This is a genomic window from Ruegeria sp. BA2 (assembly GCF_056539605.1).
Map to the genome: position 1 here is coordinate 278,954 of NZ_JBQFVE010000004.1, position 13,565 is coordinate 292,518.

General features: G+C 58.1%; 13 protein-coding genes. 2 read left to right on the top strand and 11 right to left on the bottom strand.

Features of this window, described 5'->3' with window-relative positions; all coding sequences use genetic code 11:
• Positions 1-7: 7 nt before the first annotated feature.
• The gene (locus ACR0NN_RS11450; RefSeq protein WP_170722149.1) at positions 8-601 is read right to left on the bottom strand and encodes an NAD(P)H-dependent oxidoreductase; all 594 of its coding nucleotides are present in this window, start codon (positions 599-601) and stop codon (positions 8-10) included.
• A gap of 101 nt (positions 602-702) precedes the next feature.
• On the opposite strand from ACR0NN_RS11450, the gene ACR0NN_RS11455 reads away from it, so the two are divergent.
• The gene (locus tag ACR0NN_RS11455; RefSeq protein WP_170722147.1) at positions 703-1,281 is read left to right on the top strand and encodes a TetR/AcrR family transcriptional regulator; all 579 of its coding nucleotides are present in this window, start codon (positions 703-705) and stop codon (positions 1,279-1,281) included.
• Positions 1,282-1,298: 17 nt separating this feature from the next.
• Here the strand turns inward: ACR0NN_RS11455 and lpdA are convergent, their stop codons facing one another.
• The 9 genes from lpdA to mdh all read right to left on the bottom strand — a co-directional run bounded on the left by lpdA (position 1,299) and on the right by mdh (position 12,209).
• The gene (gene lpdA, locus ACR0NN_RS11460) at positions 1,299-2,687 is read right to left on the bottom strand and encodes a dihydrolipoyl dehydrogenase (RefSeq protein WP_170722145.1); all 1,389 of its coding nucleotides are present in this window, start codon (positions 2,685-2,687) and stop codon (positions 1,299-1,301) included.
• Positions 2,688-2,756: 69 nt separating this feature from the next.
• A complete protein-coding gene (locus tag ACR0NN_RS11465; protein WP_170722142.1) occupies positions 2,757-3,029 on the bottom strand; it encodes a hypothetical protein in 273 nt (90 codons plus the stop codon).
• A gap of 2 nt (positions 3,030-3,031) precedes the next feature.
• Positions 3,032-4,552 carry a 2-oxoglutarate dehydrogenase complex dihydrolipoyllysine-residue succinyltransferase gene (odhB, locus tag ACR0NN_RS11470; protein ID WP_170722140.1) on the bottom strand — a complete coding sequence of 507 codons (1,521 nt, stop codon included), beginning with the start codon at positions 4,550-4,552 and terminating at the stop codon, positions 3,032-3,034.
• A 3-nt stretch (positions 4,553-4,555) separates the two neighbouring features.
• A complete protein-coding gene (locus tag ACR0NN_RS11475; protein ID WP_170722137.1) occupies positions 4,556-7,513 on the bottom strand; it encodes a 2-oxoglutarate dehydrogenase E1 component in 2,958 nt (985 codons plus the stop codon).
• On the bottom strand, positions 7,510-8,049 hold the full coding sequence (locus ACR0NN_RS11480; protein ID WP_170722135.1) for a DUF805 domain-containing protein: 540 nt from the start codon (positions 8,047-8,049) through the stop codon (positions 7,510-7,512). Before ACR0NN_RS11480 ends, ACR0NN_RS11475 begins: the two co-directional genes overlap by 4 nt.
• A gap of 34 nt (positions 8,050-8,083) precedes the next feature.
• Positions 8,084-8,965: a succinate--CoA ligase subunit alpha gene (sucD, locus tag ACR0NN_RS11485; protein ID WP_170455655.1), complete on the bottom strand. Its 882-nt coding sequence runs from the start codon at positions 8,963-8,965 to the stop codon at positions 8,084-8,086.
• A gap of 33 nt (positions 8,966-8,998) precedes the next feature.
• Positions 8,999-9,706 carry a class I SAM-dependent methyltransferase gene (locus tag ACR0NN_RS11490; RefSeq protein WP_170722133.1) on the bottom strand — a complete coding sequence of 236 codons (708 nt, stop codon included), beginning with the start codon at positions 9,704-9,706 and terminating at the stop codon, positions 8,999-9,001.
• 39 nt (positions 9,707-9,745) lie between these two features.
• Positions 9,746-10,939: an ADP-forming succinate--CoA ligase subunit beta gene (gene sucC / locus ACR0NN_RS11495; protein WP_170722130.1), complete on the bottom strand. Its 1,194-nt coding sequence runs from the start codon at positions 10,937-10,939 to the stop codon at positions 9,746-9,748.
• A gap of 307 nt (positions 10,940-11,246) precedes the next feature.
• Entirely contained in the window at positions 11,247-12,209 is a 963-nt protein-coding gene (mdh, locus tag ACR0NN_RS11500; protein ID WP_010442827.1) for a malate dehydrogenase, read from the bottom strand.
• 161 nt (positions 12,210-12,370) lie between these two features.
• On the opposite strand from mdh, the gene ACR0NN_RS11505 reads away from it, so the two are divergent.
• Entirely contained in the window at positions 12,371-13,126 is a 756-nt protein-coding gene (locus ACR0NN_RS11505) for a sulfite exporter TauE/SafE family protein (RefSeq protein WP_170722127.1), read from the top strand.
• Here ACR0NN_RS11505 and ACR0NN_RS11510 read toward each other — a convergent pair.
• The gene (locus ACR0NN_RS11510; protein ID WP_170722125.1) at positions 13,123-13,422 is read right to left on the bottom strand and encodes a hypothetical protein; all 300 of its coding nucleotides are present in this window, start codon (positions 13,420-13,422) and stop codon (positions 13,123-13,125) included. The two genes, ACR0NN_RS11505 and ACR0NN_RS11510, sit on opposite strands and share 4 nt — an antisense overlap.
• Positions 13,423-13,565: the final 143 nt, after the last annotated feature.

Below are 13,565 nucleotides of genomic sequence, written 5' to 3' on the forward strand. Positions count from 1 at the left end.
CTTGCGCTCAAAGCGCGGCGGCACCCATTTTGGCCACCTTACTGATCCAACGATCAACATCTCCGGGTTTGGGATAGCTCGCTCCGGCAAAATAAGTAAACCGCGTGGGTTTGAATCCGACAAAGCCCAAAATCTGATCGCGTAGTTGCCGCAGCAACGCCTGGCGATAAATCAGACGCATGAACCAGCCCGGCGTGTCCGATGTCAGGATCACTCGTGCAGTCCGGCCGGTCAGCATCGGCGCAGGAAAACCGATCTTCGTTGTGTTTCGCGTATCGAATGTGCGCCCCGGGATGAAGGCCCGGTCGATTAGCCCTTTCAGTTTGGCAGGCAATCCTCCCCACCACATCGGCGTTGCAAGGACAAGGTGATCGCTCCACTCGAAATCCTGCAACACCTGTTCAAGCACGGGTTCAAGCGGTTTGTAATCTTCATAGTTTCCCTGCCCAAAGTCGTGATCGAACTGCAGATCACTCAGATGTACCATCCGTACCTCATGCCCCTGCGCAAGGGCCGCATCTGCATAAGTTTGTGCAAAGGTTCGCGAAAGACTGCTTTTTCCGGGGTGCCCATCGAGGACAAGTATCTTCTTCGTTTGCATTGTGATTCTCCAAAAATGACCGTGGTCACTTTCTAGATGTAAAAAATGACCGTGGTCAATAATAAATTTGACCGCGGTCAATAAATGTGCGAGCAAGCGTCATGAAACAGCCGATTCAAAAACGAACGCTCAAAACGCGTGCGCGCCTAATCTCCGCAGCAGAGGGCGTGATCCAGGTGAATGGATACGAGGCCTTGCGCGTAGAAGAGGTGGTTCAGGCCGCTGGCGTCGCCAAAGGAACGTTCTTTGCCCATTTCCGTGACAAAGATGCTCTGATGGAAATCCTTCTGGCGGAAAAGCTGAACGCTTACTTTGATCAGGCCGAGGCCGGGCCTTCTCCAAAAACGGTATCCGAACTTATCGCCACGTTGGATTCTGTGCACGGTTTCATGACGGTTGAACGCTATGTATTCGACCTGCTCATCCGATATTCAGGTGCGACAGCGATCACCGAAATCGGTCCGATCGCCTATTTCTTTGAACGGTATTTTCGCGTCGTAATGATGTGGCTTGAAAAAGCGGATGTCCGCAAAGACGTACCTGCTGAGCTTTTGGCCGAAGGGGTGCAGGCCTTTGCCATTCAGGCCATGTCGTTGCGCTTCTGTGCGCTTCACGCATCGACCCGTTTTGAGGACCGGCTCGAAACCTATCTTGAGGCGTGGTTGACCCCGGCGAGATAGTCGCCGGGGTCTGATCGTCAGCTATGAATAGGCCCGTCACCGCAGGCCAAAGCGGCCTCGCGGACCGCTTCGGAATAGGTCGGGTGGGCGTGGCAGGTCAGCGCCAAATCTTCGGCTGACGCGCCGAATTCCATCGCCACGCAAACCTCGTGGATCAAATCCCCTGCTGCTGGGCCAATGATATGCGCGCCCAGAATACGGTCGGTTTCTTTGTCGGCCAGAATCTTAACGAACCCGTCCGTCATCATGTTCGCCTTGGCGCGGCCATTGCCCATGAACATGAACTTTCCGACCTTATAGGCGCGGCCCTGTTCCTTCAGCGTTGTTTCGGTTTCACCCACATTGGCCACCTCGGGCCATGTGTAGATCACGCCCGGAATGACGCCATAGTTCACGTGGCCATGCTTGCCCGCGACCTGCTCGGCGGCGGCCATGCCCTCGTCTTCGGCCTTGTGGGCCAGCATCGGTCCTTCGGTCACGTCGCCGATGGCGTAGATGCCTGAAACATTGGTCTGCCAATCGGCCCCAACCTTGATCTGGCCGCGCGGGGTCATTTCAACGCCCAGAGCGTCAAGCCCCAGCCCGTCTGAGTACGGCTTGCGCCCTGTGGCGACCAATACGGTATCGGCATCGATCACATGCTCACTGTCATCTTTCAGCAGCTTGTACGTCACCTTGGCCTTGGTCTTGGTGGCCTCGGTTTTTTGCACCGCTGCGCCCATGACAAATTTCAAACCCTGTTTCTTAAGGATACGCTGGAAGGTCTTCTGCACCTCAGGGTCCATGCCCGGCGTGATTTCCTTGAGGAATTCGATCACCGTCACCTCGGCGCCCAAACGGCTGTAGACCGAGCCCAGCTCAAGCCCGATCACACCGGCCCCGATCACCACCATCTTTTTGGGAATCTTGCCCAGCGACAGCGCCCCGGTCGACGTCACGACAACCTTTTCGTCGACCTCAACACCCGGAAGCGCCGATGGCTCGGAACCCGACGCGATGATGATGTTCTTGGTCTCATGCACCTCATCACCAACCTTGACCTTGCCCGCAGCGGGGATCGAGCCCCAACCTTTCAGCCAGTCAATCTTGTTTTTCTTGAACAGGAACTCGATGCCCTTTGTGTTGCCTTCGATCACCTCGTCCTTATAGGCCTGCATCTGCTTCCAATCGACCGAAGGCGATTTGCCCTTCAGACCCATCTTGGCAAAGTTATGCTCGGCCTCGTGCAACTGATGCGAGGCATGCAGCAGCGCCTTGGATGGGATACAGCCCACATTCAGACAGGTGCCGCCCAGTGTCTCGCGTCCTTCGACCACGGCAGTTTTCAGCCCCAGCTGGGCACAGCGGATGGCGCAGACATAGCCGCCCGGGCCTGCTCCGATTACGATGACGTCATAATTTGCCATTTTATTCTCCTAAAACTTGAGGAGTGAATTGTGAAAGAAGCGGCCCGTTCCCTTGGTCCGCTTGATAACTCATGAGACCGGGGTCAGCACCTTGACCTGAATATGTGCAACGCCACCACGTTCGTGATGCATGGCCAGTTGTTCGGATTCAATAAAGTCTTGTGCACGATCCAGATCCGTAATTTCGAACAAAGCAACCGCATGGTCCTTTTGCGCCGGATCTTGCCAGATGTGGAGGTCGCGGATGCCCGCGGCCTTGCGCATCGGTTGATCCTCGCGGAACACTTTCAGCCAGACATCGAAATCGGCCACATCAGCCTGCCAGAGTACATGTGTCGCCATGATTACAAGTCCATCAGCAGACGGCGCGGATCTTCCAGCGCCTCTTTCACGCGAACAAGGAACGTGACCGCGCCTTTGCCGTCAACAATACGGTGATCATAAGACAGGGCCAGATACATCATCGGGCGGATCTTGATCTCGCCATTGATGACCATTGGGCGGTCTTGGATCTTGTGCATCCCCAGAATGCCCGATTGCGGCGGGTTCAGGATCGGTGAAGACATCAGCGAGCCATAGACACCACCGTTCGAGATCGTGAACGTGCCGCCCTGCATTTCCGCCATCGAAAGCTTGCCGTCACGGGCGCGCTTACCTTTCTCGGCAATCGCCTTTTCGATGGCCGCAAACGACATCGAGTCCGCGTCCCGGATGACCGGAACCACCAGACCCTGAGGCGTACCGGCGGCAACACCCATATGCACGAAGTTCTTGTAGACGATGTCATTGCCATCAATCTCGGCATTCACTTCGGGCACTTCTTTCAGCGCGTGGCAGCAGGCCTTGGTGAAGAAAGACATAAAGCCCAGTTTCACGCCATGCTTCTTCTGAAACAGCTCTTTGTACTCGTTGCGCAGGGCCATCACCTCGGTCATGTCCACCTCGTTATAGGTGGTCAGGATGGCGGCGGTGTTCTGTGCATCCTTCAGGCGTTTGGCGATGGTCTGGCGCAGACGGGTCATGCGCACGCGTTCCTCGCGGGCTGCATCATCTGCGGCGACCGGGGCGCGCGTTGCCTGGGCAGCGGGGGCGGGCACGGCCGCCGCAGGAGCTGGGGCCGTCGCTGCCGCGGCAACTGCTTTTGCTACGTCTTCTTTCATGATGCGGCCATCGCGCCCGGTGCCTGTGACCTGATCCGCAGACAGACCGGCTTCGGCCATCGCTTTTTCGGCTGACGGTGCGTTTGCCACATCCTTGCCGGTGCTTGCTGCGGCAGCCGGGGCTGCTGCCGCTGCCACCGGAGCGGGTGCAGCACCCGCCGCCGCGCCGGAAATCACTGCCAGCTTGGCGGTGGCATCCACGGTCGCTCCCTCGGGCGCTACGATCTCAGCCAATACGCCTCCTGCCGGGGCGGGAACTTCGACCGAAACCTTGTCGGTTTCCAACTCACACAGCATCTCGTCCTGCGCCACGCTGTCGCCGACCTGCTTGAACCATGTTGAAACGGTTGCCTCGGTCACGGATTCACCCAGCGTTGGCACCATGACGTCCACGCTGCCTCCTGACGCCGCCGGAGCTGCCGCAGCAGGGGCCGGTGCAGCCGCAGCCGGAGCGGGGGCTGCGCCTTCGCCAGCGGTTATCGTCGCCAACAGGGCGTTGACACCAACGGTCTCACCTTCGCCAGCGACGATCTCTCCCATGGTTCCTGCAGCAGGAGACGGGACTTCGACCGTGACCTTGTCGGTCTCCAGCTCACACAACATTTCATCCACGGCGACCGCATCGCCCGGCTTTTTGAACCAGGTTGCAACAGTGGCTTCGGTGACAGACTCGCCCAGCGTGGGAACACGAACTTCAATCGTCATCGGTTACTTTCCTTCAATAGTCAGCGCTTCGTTCACCAGCGCTTCTTGTTGGGCTTTGTGTTGGCTGGCCAGACCCGTCGCGGGCGAGGCCGAGGTTGCGCGGCCCGCATAAACCGGGCGTGTGTTCTTAGCGCCGATGCGGGTCAGAACCCATTCGATATTGGGTTCGATAAAGGTCCAGGCCCCCTGGTTCTTGGGTTCTTCCTGACACCAGACCATCTCGGCCCCCTTGAAACGCTCAAGCTCGTTGATCAGCGAATGCGCGGGGAAGGGATAATACTGTTCGATCCGCATCAGGTAGATGTCGTCGATGCCACGCGCGTCGCGTTCTTCAAGCAGATCAAAATAGACCTTGCCCGAACACATGACGACCCGCTTGATCTTGTCATCTGCCACCAGCTTAGTGTCCGAGTTGCCCTGCTGAGCATCATCCCAAAGCACCCTGTGGAAGCTCGAGCCTGTGGTGAATTCCTCGGCCTTGCTGACCGCCAGCTTATGGCGCAGCAGCGACTTCGGCGTCACCAGGATAAGCGGCTTGCGGAAAGTCCGGTGCAATTGACGGCGCAGGATGTGGAAATAGTTCGCAGGTGTCGTGCAGTTCGCAACGATCCAGTTGTCCTGACCGCACATCTGCAGGAACCGCTCAAGCCGTGCGGACGAGTGTTCTGGGCCTTGCCCTTCGAACCCATGCGGCAGCAGCGTGACCAGACCGGACATCCGCAGCCACTTCGATTCACCCGAACTGATGAACTGATCGAACATGATCTGCGCCCCGTTGGCGAAATCGCCAAACTGCGCCTCCCACAGAACCAGTGCGTTGGGCTCGGCCAGCGAATAGCCGTATTCAAAACCCAGCACCGCATATTCCGACAGCATCGAGTCGATTACGTCATACTGCGATTGCCCGGCACGGATGTTATTCAGTGGGTAATAACGTTCTTCGGTCTCCTGGTTGACCAGTCCAGAATGACGTTGGCTGAACGTGCCGCGCGTCGCATCCTGTCCGGCTAGACGCACCGGGTAGCCTTCGGTCAGCAACGAGCCGAAAGCCAGCGCTTCACCGGTAGCCCAGTCAAAGCCGGCACCCGATTCGAACATCTGTTTCTTGTGATCCAGAAGACGACCAACAGTCTTGTGCAGCGCAAACCCCTCCGGAGCACTGGTCAACGCGGTACCAATCTCAGCAAACGTTTCCGGAGTAATCGCGGTCTCACCCCGCATATACTCATCTTTGTGCTTGTCCAGATGCGACCAGCGCCCATCCAGCCAATCAGCCTTGTTGGGTTTGTAATCCTTCCCGGCATCGAACTCTTCGTTCAGATGCGCCTGGAATGCGGCCTTCATATCCTCGATCTCGCCCTCGGGGATCAGGCCATCCTTGACCAGACGTTCGGTGTACAGCGACAGCGTAGTCTTATGCGTCTTGATCTTCTTGTACATGATCGGGTTGGTGAACATGGGTTCGTCACCCTCGTTATGACCAAACCGGCGGTAGCAGAAGATATCCAGCACCACGTCCTTGTGGAACTTCTGGCGGAACTCGGTCGCCACTTTGGCGGCATGCACCACCGCCTCGGGGTCGTCGCCATTCACGTGGAAGATCGGAGCCTCAACCATCAGCGCGATATCCGTGGGATAAGGGCTGGAACGGCTGAAATGCGGCGCGGTGGTAAAGCCGATCTGGTTGTTTACCACGATATGCATGGTGCCGCCGGTCTTGTGCCCCTTCAGGCCCGACAGGCCAAAGCCTTCTGCGACAACGCCCTGACCGGCAAAGGCCGCATCACCGTGCAGCAGGATGCCCATGACCTTGGTACGGTCCTCGTCGTTCAACTGGTCCTGCTTGGCGCGGACCTTGCCCAGAACGACGGGGTTCACCGCCTCAAGATGGCTAGGGTTCGCCGTCAGCGACAGGTGCACCGAATTGCCATCAAACTCGCGGTCGCTGGAGGCACCGAGGTGATATTTCACATCGCCTGACCCATCTACGTCCTCAGGCTTGAAGCTACCGCCCTGAAACTCGTTGAAGATCGCGCGATAGGGCTTGCCCATCACGTTGGCCAGAATGTTCAATCGGCCCCGATGGGGCATGCCGATCACGATATCGCTGAGGCCCAAGGCGCCGCCGCGCTTGATGATCTGCTCCATTGCGGGGATCAGCGCTTCGCCACCATCCAAGCCAAATCGCTTGGTGCCCATGTATTTGACGTGCAGGAACTTCTCGAACCCCTCGGCCTCGACCATCTTGTTCAGGATCGCTTTCCGGCCCGGCTGTGTGAAGGCGATCTCCTTGCCATAGCCTTCGATCCGTTCCTTTAGCCATGCGGCCTCTTCCGGGTTCGAGATATGCATGTATTGCAGCGCGAAGGTGCCACAATAGGTCCGCTTCACGATCTCGACGATCTGCCGCATACTGGCCATCTGCAGGCCCAGCACGTTGTCGATGAAGATCGGGCGATCCATATCGGCATCGGTAAAGCCGTAAGTCTTCGGGTCCAGCTCTGGATGCGTACTTGCGGCGCGCATACCCAGCGGGTCCAGATCCGCGGCCAGATGGCCCCGGATGCGATAGGCCCGGATCAGCATCAGCGCCCGAAGGCTGTCCAGCACCGCGCGCTTGATCTGGTCATCGCTGACCTCAACACCCTTGGCCGCCGCCTTGTCCTTGATTTTGTTGCCCGCTGCTTTGGCGTCGATCTCGGCCCACTCGCCAGTCAACGCACCGGTCAGATCATCCGCAGGCATCGGAGGCCAATCGCTGCGCGCCCACGAAGGCCCCTCGGCCTCGCGCTGCACATCCGGCGCGTCATCGCCCATGGCCTTGAAGAACTCGACCCAGGCTGCGTCGACCGCACCGGGGTTCTTGGTGTACTGGGCATAAAGCTGCTCCAGATATTCGGCATTATGCCCCTGCATGAAGCTTGAGGCATGAAAGGCGGTGTTGGGCGAGTGTTCGGTCATTGGGCTACCTCATATGGGTTGGGACCGTATTGGTTAGTGCCTGGTTCGCTGGGGCGGGTCAGCCACCACAGAACCAGGAGGGGCGACACAAACAGGACAAGAAGTGTCGGAATGACAATAAGAAGAGTTGCGCGGGTGAACAGGATATCCAACGTGCCGCCATGGAACTGGCTGGCAAGGCCGATGCCAAAGATCAGGACGGCAAGCGCACCAAGTATCAGCAGGATCGGCAGCAGAGCATAAAGCCCGCTGCGCCCGGTATCATGCATCCGCCGCCATGCAACGGCCAGATGCGGGAAAAAGACGATCAGGCTGACGATGCTTTGTACCGGGCCTGTTGAGGTGGCCGTGACGGATTTGGATGTTTCGGTTTCAGTCACTGCGACCTGAGTGAAGAACTGCCAGTCGATGATCCCGGCGATGATGTTCCAGATCACGATGAACAGGAAAAAGAACCAGTATTCGGGCCGTGAGGCACGGCCCGAGAAGGTGAAAAACTTGGAGAAACAGGTTTTAACGGCTTCGCCGAAAGTCATGTTTACCGCTCCTCCCAAAGCAGTCAAATTCTGGTCAACCAATCGCTTCCAGTACAGCCTCACCCAGCTGCGCCGGGCTTTCGGCTACGACGATACCGGCCGAGCGCATGGCTTCGATCTTGTCCTCGGCTCCGCCTTTGCCACCGGCGACAATTGCGCCCGCGTGGCCCATGCGGCGGCCCGGAGGGGCTGTGCGGCCTGCGATGAAACCAGCGGTCGGCTTTTTGCGACCCTTCTTGGCCTCATCCGCCAGGAACTGGGCGGCTTCTTCCTCGGCCGAGCCACCGATCTCACCGATCATGATGATCGAGTGAGTCTCGTCATCGGCCAGGAACCATTCCAGCACGTCGATATGCTCGGTCCCTTTGATCGGGTCGCCGCCGATGCCCACACAGGTGGACTGGCCCAGACCCACATCGGTGGTCTGCTTGACGGCCTCATAGGTCAGCGTGCCTGAGCGGGATACAACGCCGACCGAGCCGCGCTTGTGGATGTGGCCGGGCATGATGCCGATCTTGCAGGCATCCGGAGTGATAACACCTGGGCAGTTCGGGCCGATCAGACGCGAGTTTGAGCCTTCCAGCGCGCGCTTGACCTTCATCATGTCCAGAACCGGGATACCTTCGGTGATGCAGACGATCACTTCCATCTCGGCATCAATCGCTTCGAGGATCGAGTCTGCCGCAAAGGGCGGCGGCACATAGATCACGCTGGCATTGGCTTCGGTCACATGCTTGGCCTCGTGGACCGAGTTGAACACGGGCAGGCCCAGATGCTCCATCCCGCCTTTGCCGGGGGTCACGCCACCGACCATCTTGGTGCCATACGCAATGGCCTGTTCGCTGTGGAATGTGCCCTGCGAGCCGGTAAAGCCCTGACAGATCACTTTGGTATTTTCATCGATGAGGACTGCCATTTCGTGGCCTCCATAGTGATTAATGTTAGCGCGCTAGCTGTTTTGTTCACCAGCGCTGCGGATCTTGTTTTGGTCTGGCTCAGAACCGCGACGCGCCAAGGCGTCGATGACTTGGTCTCTGGACCAAATCCCCAAAGACCGGTGTTTTTGACCTTCTCGTGTCAGCATAAACTCGGGGTCCAGGCTAATTTCGCCCGTTTCACTTACGGTCTCGATCGGTTCTGAAAAGTTGAAAGGTGCAACGCATGGGTTGAACCGTTTGAAACCCCCGTTTCTCGGCAGTTTGGGATTTCGCGGGATGTAATGCCTTGTCGTCAGCAAATACGGGATTTCGCTTCCGACGAAGTTTTCAAAGAAGGCCCACCGCAACCACCATTTTAGATGAAAGAGGCAGTCGCGGCACATCATCATGTCTGCCTTTGGCAGAGCGTCCGACGTGATGTCGAGGTGCATGAACTCACGCCCCGGAGCAGCATGTTGCTGTTCAACCTCTTCCAGAACCTCCCGCGAAATATCGCCGCCGATATACTGAATGCCGGTCAGGTCCACCTGCTGCATCCAGGTCCAGTCACCACATGGCGCATCAAGAAACGTTTTGACGTTGTACGCGTCGAAAATTCGGGGAAGCGCATCACGCAGCGGCCGGGTCGCCGCAAGGGTCGACCCTTGCCCCGAACGCGGTCCGTTCTGGCGCCCGGACCAGCTCAGCGTTTCAAAAGTGTCTCTCAAACCACTGCGCATAGCGGTTCTCCGTTCGTTTCAAAGTTCGATGAGCAACGGCTAGCCTTTAACCGCCTTCACGATCTTCTCGGCACCATCTTTCAGGTTGTCCGCCGCGATCACGTCGAGGCCAGAGGTGTTGATGATCTCTTTACCTTTCTCGACATTCGTGCCTTCCAGACGCACGACCAGAGGAACCTGCAGGCCGACTTCTTTCACCGCAGCAACAACGCCTTCGGCAATCACATCACAGCGCATGATGCCACCGAAGATGTTGACCAGAATGCCTTTGACGTTCGGGTCCGAGGTGATGATCTTGAATGCTTCGGTCACTTTCTCTTTGGTGGCACCGCCACCCACGTCGAGGAAGTTGGCAGGCTCGGCCCCATAGAGTTTGATGATGTCCATCGTCGCCATCGCGAGGCCCGCACCGTTGACCATGCACCCGATCTCACCGTCCAGCGCGATGTAGTTCAGGTCGTATTTGCTGGCTTCCAGTTCCTTGGGGTCTTCCTCGGTCGTGTCGCGCAGCTCGGCGATATCGGGGTGGCGGTAGACCGCGTTGCCGTCAAAGCCGACCTTGGCGTCCAGCACCTTTAGATCACCGCTGTCCGAGACGATCAGCGGGTTGATCTCCAGCATCTCCATATCCTTCTCGACGAAGGCATTATAAAGCTGGTTCATCAGCTTGACGCATTGCTTGACCTGCGCACCTTGCAGGCCCAGCGAAAACGCGATGCGGCGACCGTGGTAAGGCTGATAGCCTGTCGCGGGGTCCACCGAGAACGAAAGGATTTTCTCGGGCGTGGCGGCGGCCACTTCCTCGATATCCATGCCGCCTTCGGTCGAGCACACGAACGAAATCCGGCTGGTCTGGCGATCCACCAGCAGAGCCAGGTAAAGTTCGCGTTCGATGCCCGAACCGGCCTCGATATAGATGCGGTTGACCTGCTTGCCTGCGGGGCCAGTCTGGTGCGTGACCAGCGTGCGGCCCAACATCTTCTTGGCTTCTTCGGCGGCTTCTTCCACCGATTTGGTCAGACGGACACCGCCTTTTTCGCCCGCGTCGGTCTCTTTGAACGAGCCCTTGCCGCGCCCGCCCGCGTGGATCTGCGCTTTGACAACCCAAAGCGGCCCATCCAGTTCACCGGCTGCGGTTTTGGCTTCCTCGGCGCGCAACACGGCGCGACCATCGGAGACCGGAGCGCCATAGCTGCGAAGAAGCGCTTTGGCCTGATATTCGTGAATATTCATCGAAACTGTCCCGTCTGACTACGATTACCCTGTTATAGGGGTGTCTAAGCGCCAAAATTAAAGAGTTTTTTGACGTGTCACTGGAATTTGCCGAAGATTTTCAGTATTTGTGATCACAGGTTTTTGGGGTGTGATCACAAAGTGCAAAAGGCGCACGAGCTTGATTCGATTAGATGGGTTTGTACTGGGAAAACACATTCATGTTTCGGATTTGCGACGTTTGCGCCAACATTTCTGAGCCAAATGATCAGCTCAAAAGAAAACCGGCCCACTAAGGGGCCGGTTCTGAAGTCCTGGGCGTGTACGTTTACGCCAGCGAGCTGTCGATGCCTTTACATGCCTCGATCAGGCCTTTCACAGCATTCACGGAGTTGTCGAAACCGGCCTGCTCTTCCTCGTTCAGCTTGATGTTCACGACCCGCTCGACACCACCGGCACCAATCACGGTCGGGACGCCGACATACATGCCTTCAACGCCCAGCTCTCCATCGCAATAAGCGGCACAGGGCAGAACGCGTTTCTGGTCTTTCAGATAGGCTTCGGCCATTTCGATCGCCGAAGTGGCAGGCGCGTAGAAGGCCGAGCCGGTTTTCAGAAGACCAACGATTTCGGCTCCGCCATCGCGGGTACGCTGAACGATGGCGTCCAGTTTCTCTTGTGTGGTCCAACCCATTTCAACCAGGTCGGGCAGCGGGATACCTGCGACGGTCGAATAGCGAACAGAAGGCACCATCGTGTCGCCGTGACCACCCAGAACAAAGGCGGTGACGTCGCGCATCGAGACGTTGAACTCTTCCGACAGGAAGTGCGCGAACCGGCCCGAATCCAGAACACCCGCCATACCGCAAACCTTGTTGTGCGGCAGGCCTGAGAATTCGCGCAGAGCCCAGACCATCGCGTCCAGCGGGTTGGTGATGCAGATTACAAACGCATCTGGCGCATTGGCGGCAATACCTTCGCCGACCGATTTCATGACCTTCAGGTTAATGCCCAGCAGATCATCGCGGCTCATGCCCGGCTTGCGCGGCACGCCAGCGGTGACGATGCAGACGTCGGCGCCCGCGATATCCTCGTAGGACTGGGTGCCCTTCAGCTTGGCGTCAAAGCCTTCCGAGGGGCCGGACTCGGCGATATCCAGCGCCTTGCCTTCCGGGGTGCCTTCGGCGATGTCGAACAGGACAACGTCACCGAGTTCCTTCATTGCAGCGAGGTGGGCGAGCGTGCCGCCGATCTGACCTGCGCCGATCAGCGCGATCTTGGGTCTGGCCATTTGGAATATCTCCGATGGGTTTTAAAATCGCGGTTTTGCTAGTCGTAAATGCGACGTCGCGCAAGCCTTCTGCGCCGCGGCATGCTATCGCATACCGTTTGCATGCCCCGCACCGATTGCGCTAAACCGCCTGTGACACATGCATATTTCCGGGGCGCCCGATGTTCGAGATGAACCTGATGTTTTTTGCCGTGGCGATCCCGGCGGTGATCTTCGCGGGTATCTCGAAGGGCGGGTTCGGCTCGGGGGTGGCCTTTGCGTCGTCGTCGATTCTGGCATTGATCCTGACACCCGGGCAGGCGCTGGCGTTGATGTTGCCGCTCCTGATGGTCATCGATCTGGCCACCCTGAAACCCTATTGGAAACGCTGGAGCTGGCCGGATTCCCGCCTTCTGATCCTGGGTGCAATACCCGGCGTCGCACTGGGCGCGTGGCTTTATCGCGCCACCGATGATGATCTGCTGCGTCTGCTGATCGGCGGGATATCGGTCGGCTTCGTGATCTGGCATATCGCCCAGACCCGAGGCTGGGTGCGCGGCTTTGCCAATCGCCTGCCCCCTTCGGCGGGTTTGTTTGCCGGGCTGATCGCCGGGTTTACCAGCTTTGTCAGCCATGCGGGCGGCCCGCCCGCCGCCGTTTACCTGTTGTCCCAACGCCTGTCGAAGACCGAGTTTCAGGCATCGACCGTACTGGTCTTCTGGGTGATCAACGCTGTCAAATTTGTCCCGTTTGCCTATCTGGGCCTGTTTACCTGGCACACAGCCTTGGCTGACCTGTTGCTCACCCCGTTTGCGATCCTCGGGGCCTGGCTGGGTGTTCGGGCGCATTTCATGCTCTCCGAACGTTTGTTCTTCAACATTGCCTACGTCCTGCTGACCCTGACAGGATGCAAGCTGATCTGGGATGCGCTGGTTTAGGTGTTAGGCGGCAGCGCTTCGGCTAGTGTTTCATAAGATTGACCCGAGGCGATGAGACAGGTCACGCCTTCCGGCAAGGTCACAACAATGGTCCAGCTGCCTGTCGCGTCCGAGGCAAAAACCTCCATCACGGCACCCTGACGCGCTATCCCGATGCCACGCCGGGTTTCGCCATAGGTCTGCGCCAATCGCATGATCACATCCTCCCGTGGCGCGCAGTTCTGGGCGCTGACCTGCTGTGCCGCCAGCGCCATGATCCCCAAACCAATCGTCATTTTCAGCAATATCGCCTTCATTGGTCACCCCTTTCGTGTTCTTCCTCAAAGCAGCGTGCCGCAGGCAGACGGACATCGCGTTAAGGCAACGCACGTTGCGCAGCGCTGGAAATGCTGCGCTGCGGCGATTTTGTTCTTGAACTTTCCGTCAAAAAATGCCCCAT

What these genes read in the sequence shown, in the direction of transcription:
- ACR0NN_RS11450 (WP_170722149.1), bottom strand. Translation starts at nt 601, where the DNA reads ATGCAAACGAAGAAGATACTTGTCCTCGATGGGCACCCCGGAAAAAGC.
- ACR0NN_RS11455 (WP_170722147.1), top strand. Translation starts at nt 703, where the DNA reads ATGAAACAGCCGATTCAAAAACGAACGCTCAAAACGCGTGCGCGCCTA.
- lpdA (WP_170722145.1), bottom strand. Translation starts at nt 2,687, where the DNA reads ATGGCAAATTATGACGTCATCGTAATCGGAGCAGGCCCGGGCGGCTAT.
- ACR0NN_RS11465 (WP_170722142.1), bottom strand. Translation starts at nt 3,029, where the DNA reads ATGGCGACACATGTACTCTGGCAGGCTGATGTGGCCGATTTCGATGTC.
- odhB (WP_170722140.1), bottom strand. Translation starts at nt 4,552, where the DNA reads ATGACGATTGAAGTTCGTGTTCCCACGCTGGGCGAGTCTGTCACCGAA.
- ACR0NN_RS11475 (WP_170722137.1), bottom strand. Translation starts at nt 7,513, where the DNA reads ATGACCGAACACTCGCCCAACACCGCCTTTCATGCCTCAAGCTTCATG.
- ACR0NN_RS11480 (WP_170722135.1), bottom strand. Translation starts at nt 8,049, where the DNA reads ATGACTTTCGGCGAAGCCGTTAAAACCTGTTTCTCCAAGTTTTTCACC.
- sucD (WP_170455655.1), bottom strand. Translation starts at nt 8,965, where the DNA reads ATGGCAGTCCTCATCGATGAAAATACCAAAGTGATCTGTCAGGGCTTT.
- ACR0NN_RS11490 (WP_170722133.1), bottom strand. Translation starts at nt 9,706, where the DNA reads ATGCGCAGTGGTTTGAGAGACACTTTTGAAACGCTGAGCTGGTCCGGG.
- sucC (WP_170722130.1), bottom strand. Translation starts at nt 10,939, where the DNA reads ATGAATATTCACGAATATCAGGCCAAAGCGCTTCTTCGCAGCTATGGC.
- mdh (WP_010442827.1), bottom strand. Translation starts at nt 12,209, where the DNA reads ATGGCCAGACCCAAGATCGCGCTGATCGGCGCAGGTCAGATCGGCGGC.
- ACR0NN_RS11505 (WP_170722127.1), top strand. Translation starts at nt 12,371, where the DNA reads ATGTTCGAGATGAACCTGATGTTTTTTGCCGTGGCGATCCCGGCGGTG.
- ACR0NN_RS11510 (WP_170722125.1), bottom strand. Translation starts at nt 13,422, where the DNA reads ATGAAGGCGATATTGCTGAAAATGACGATTGGTTTGGGGATCATGGCG.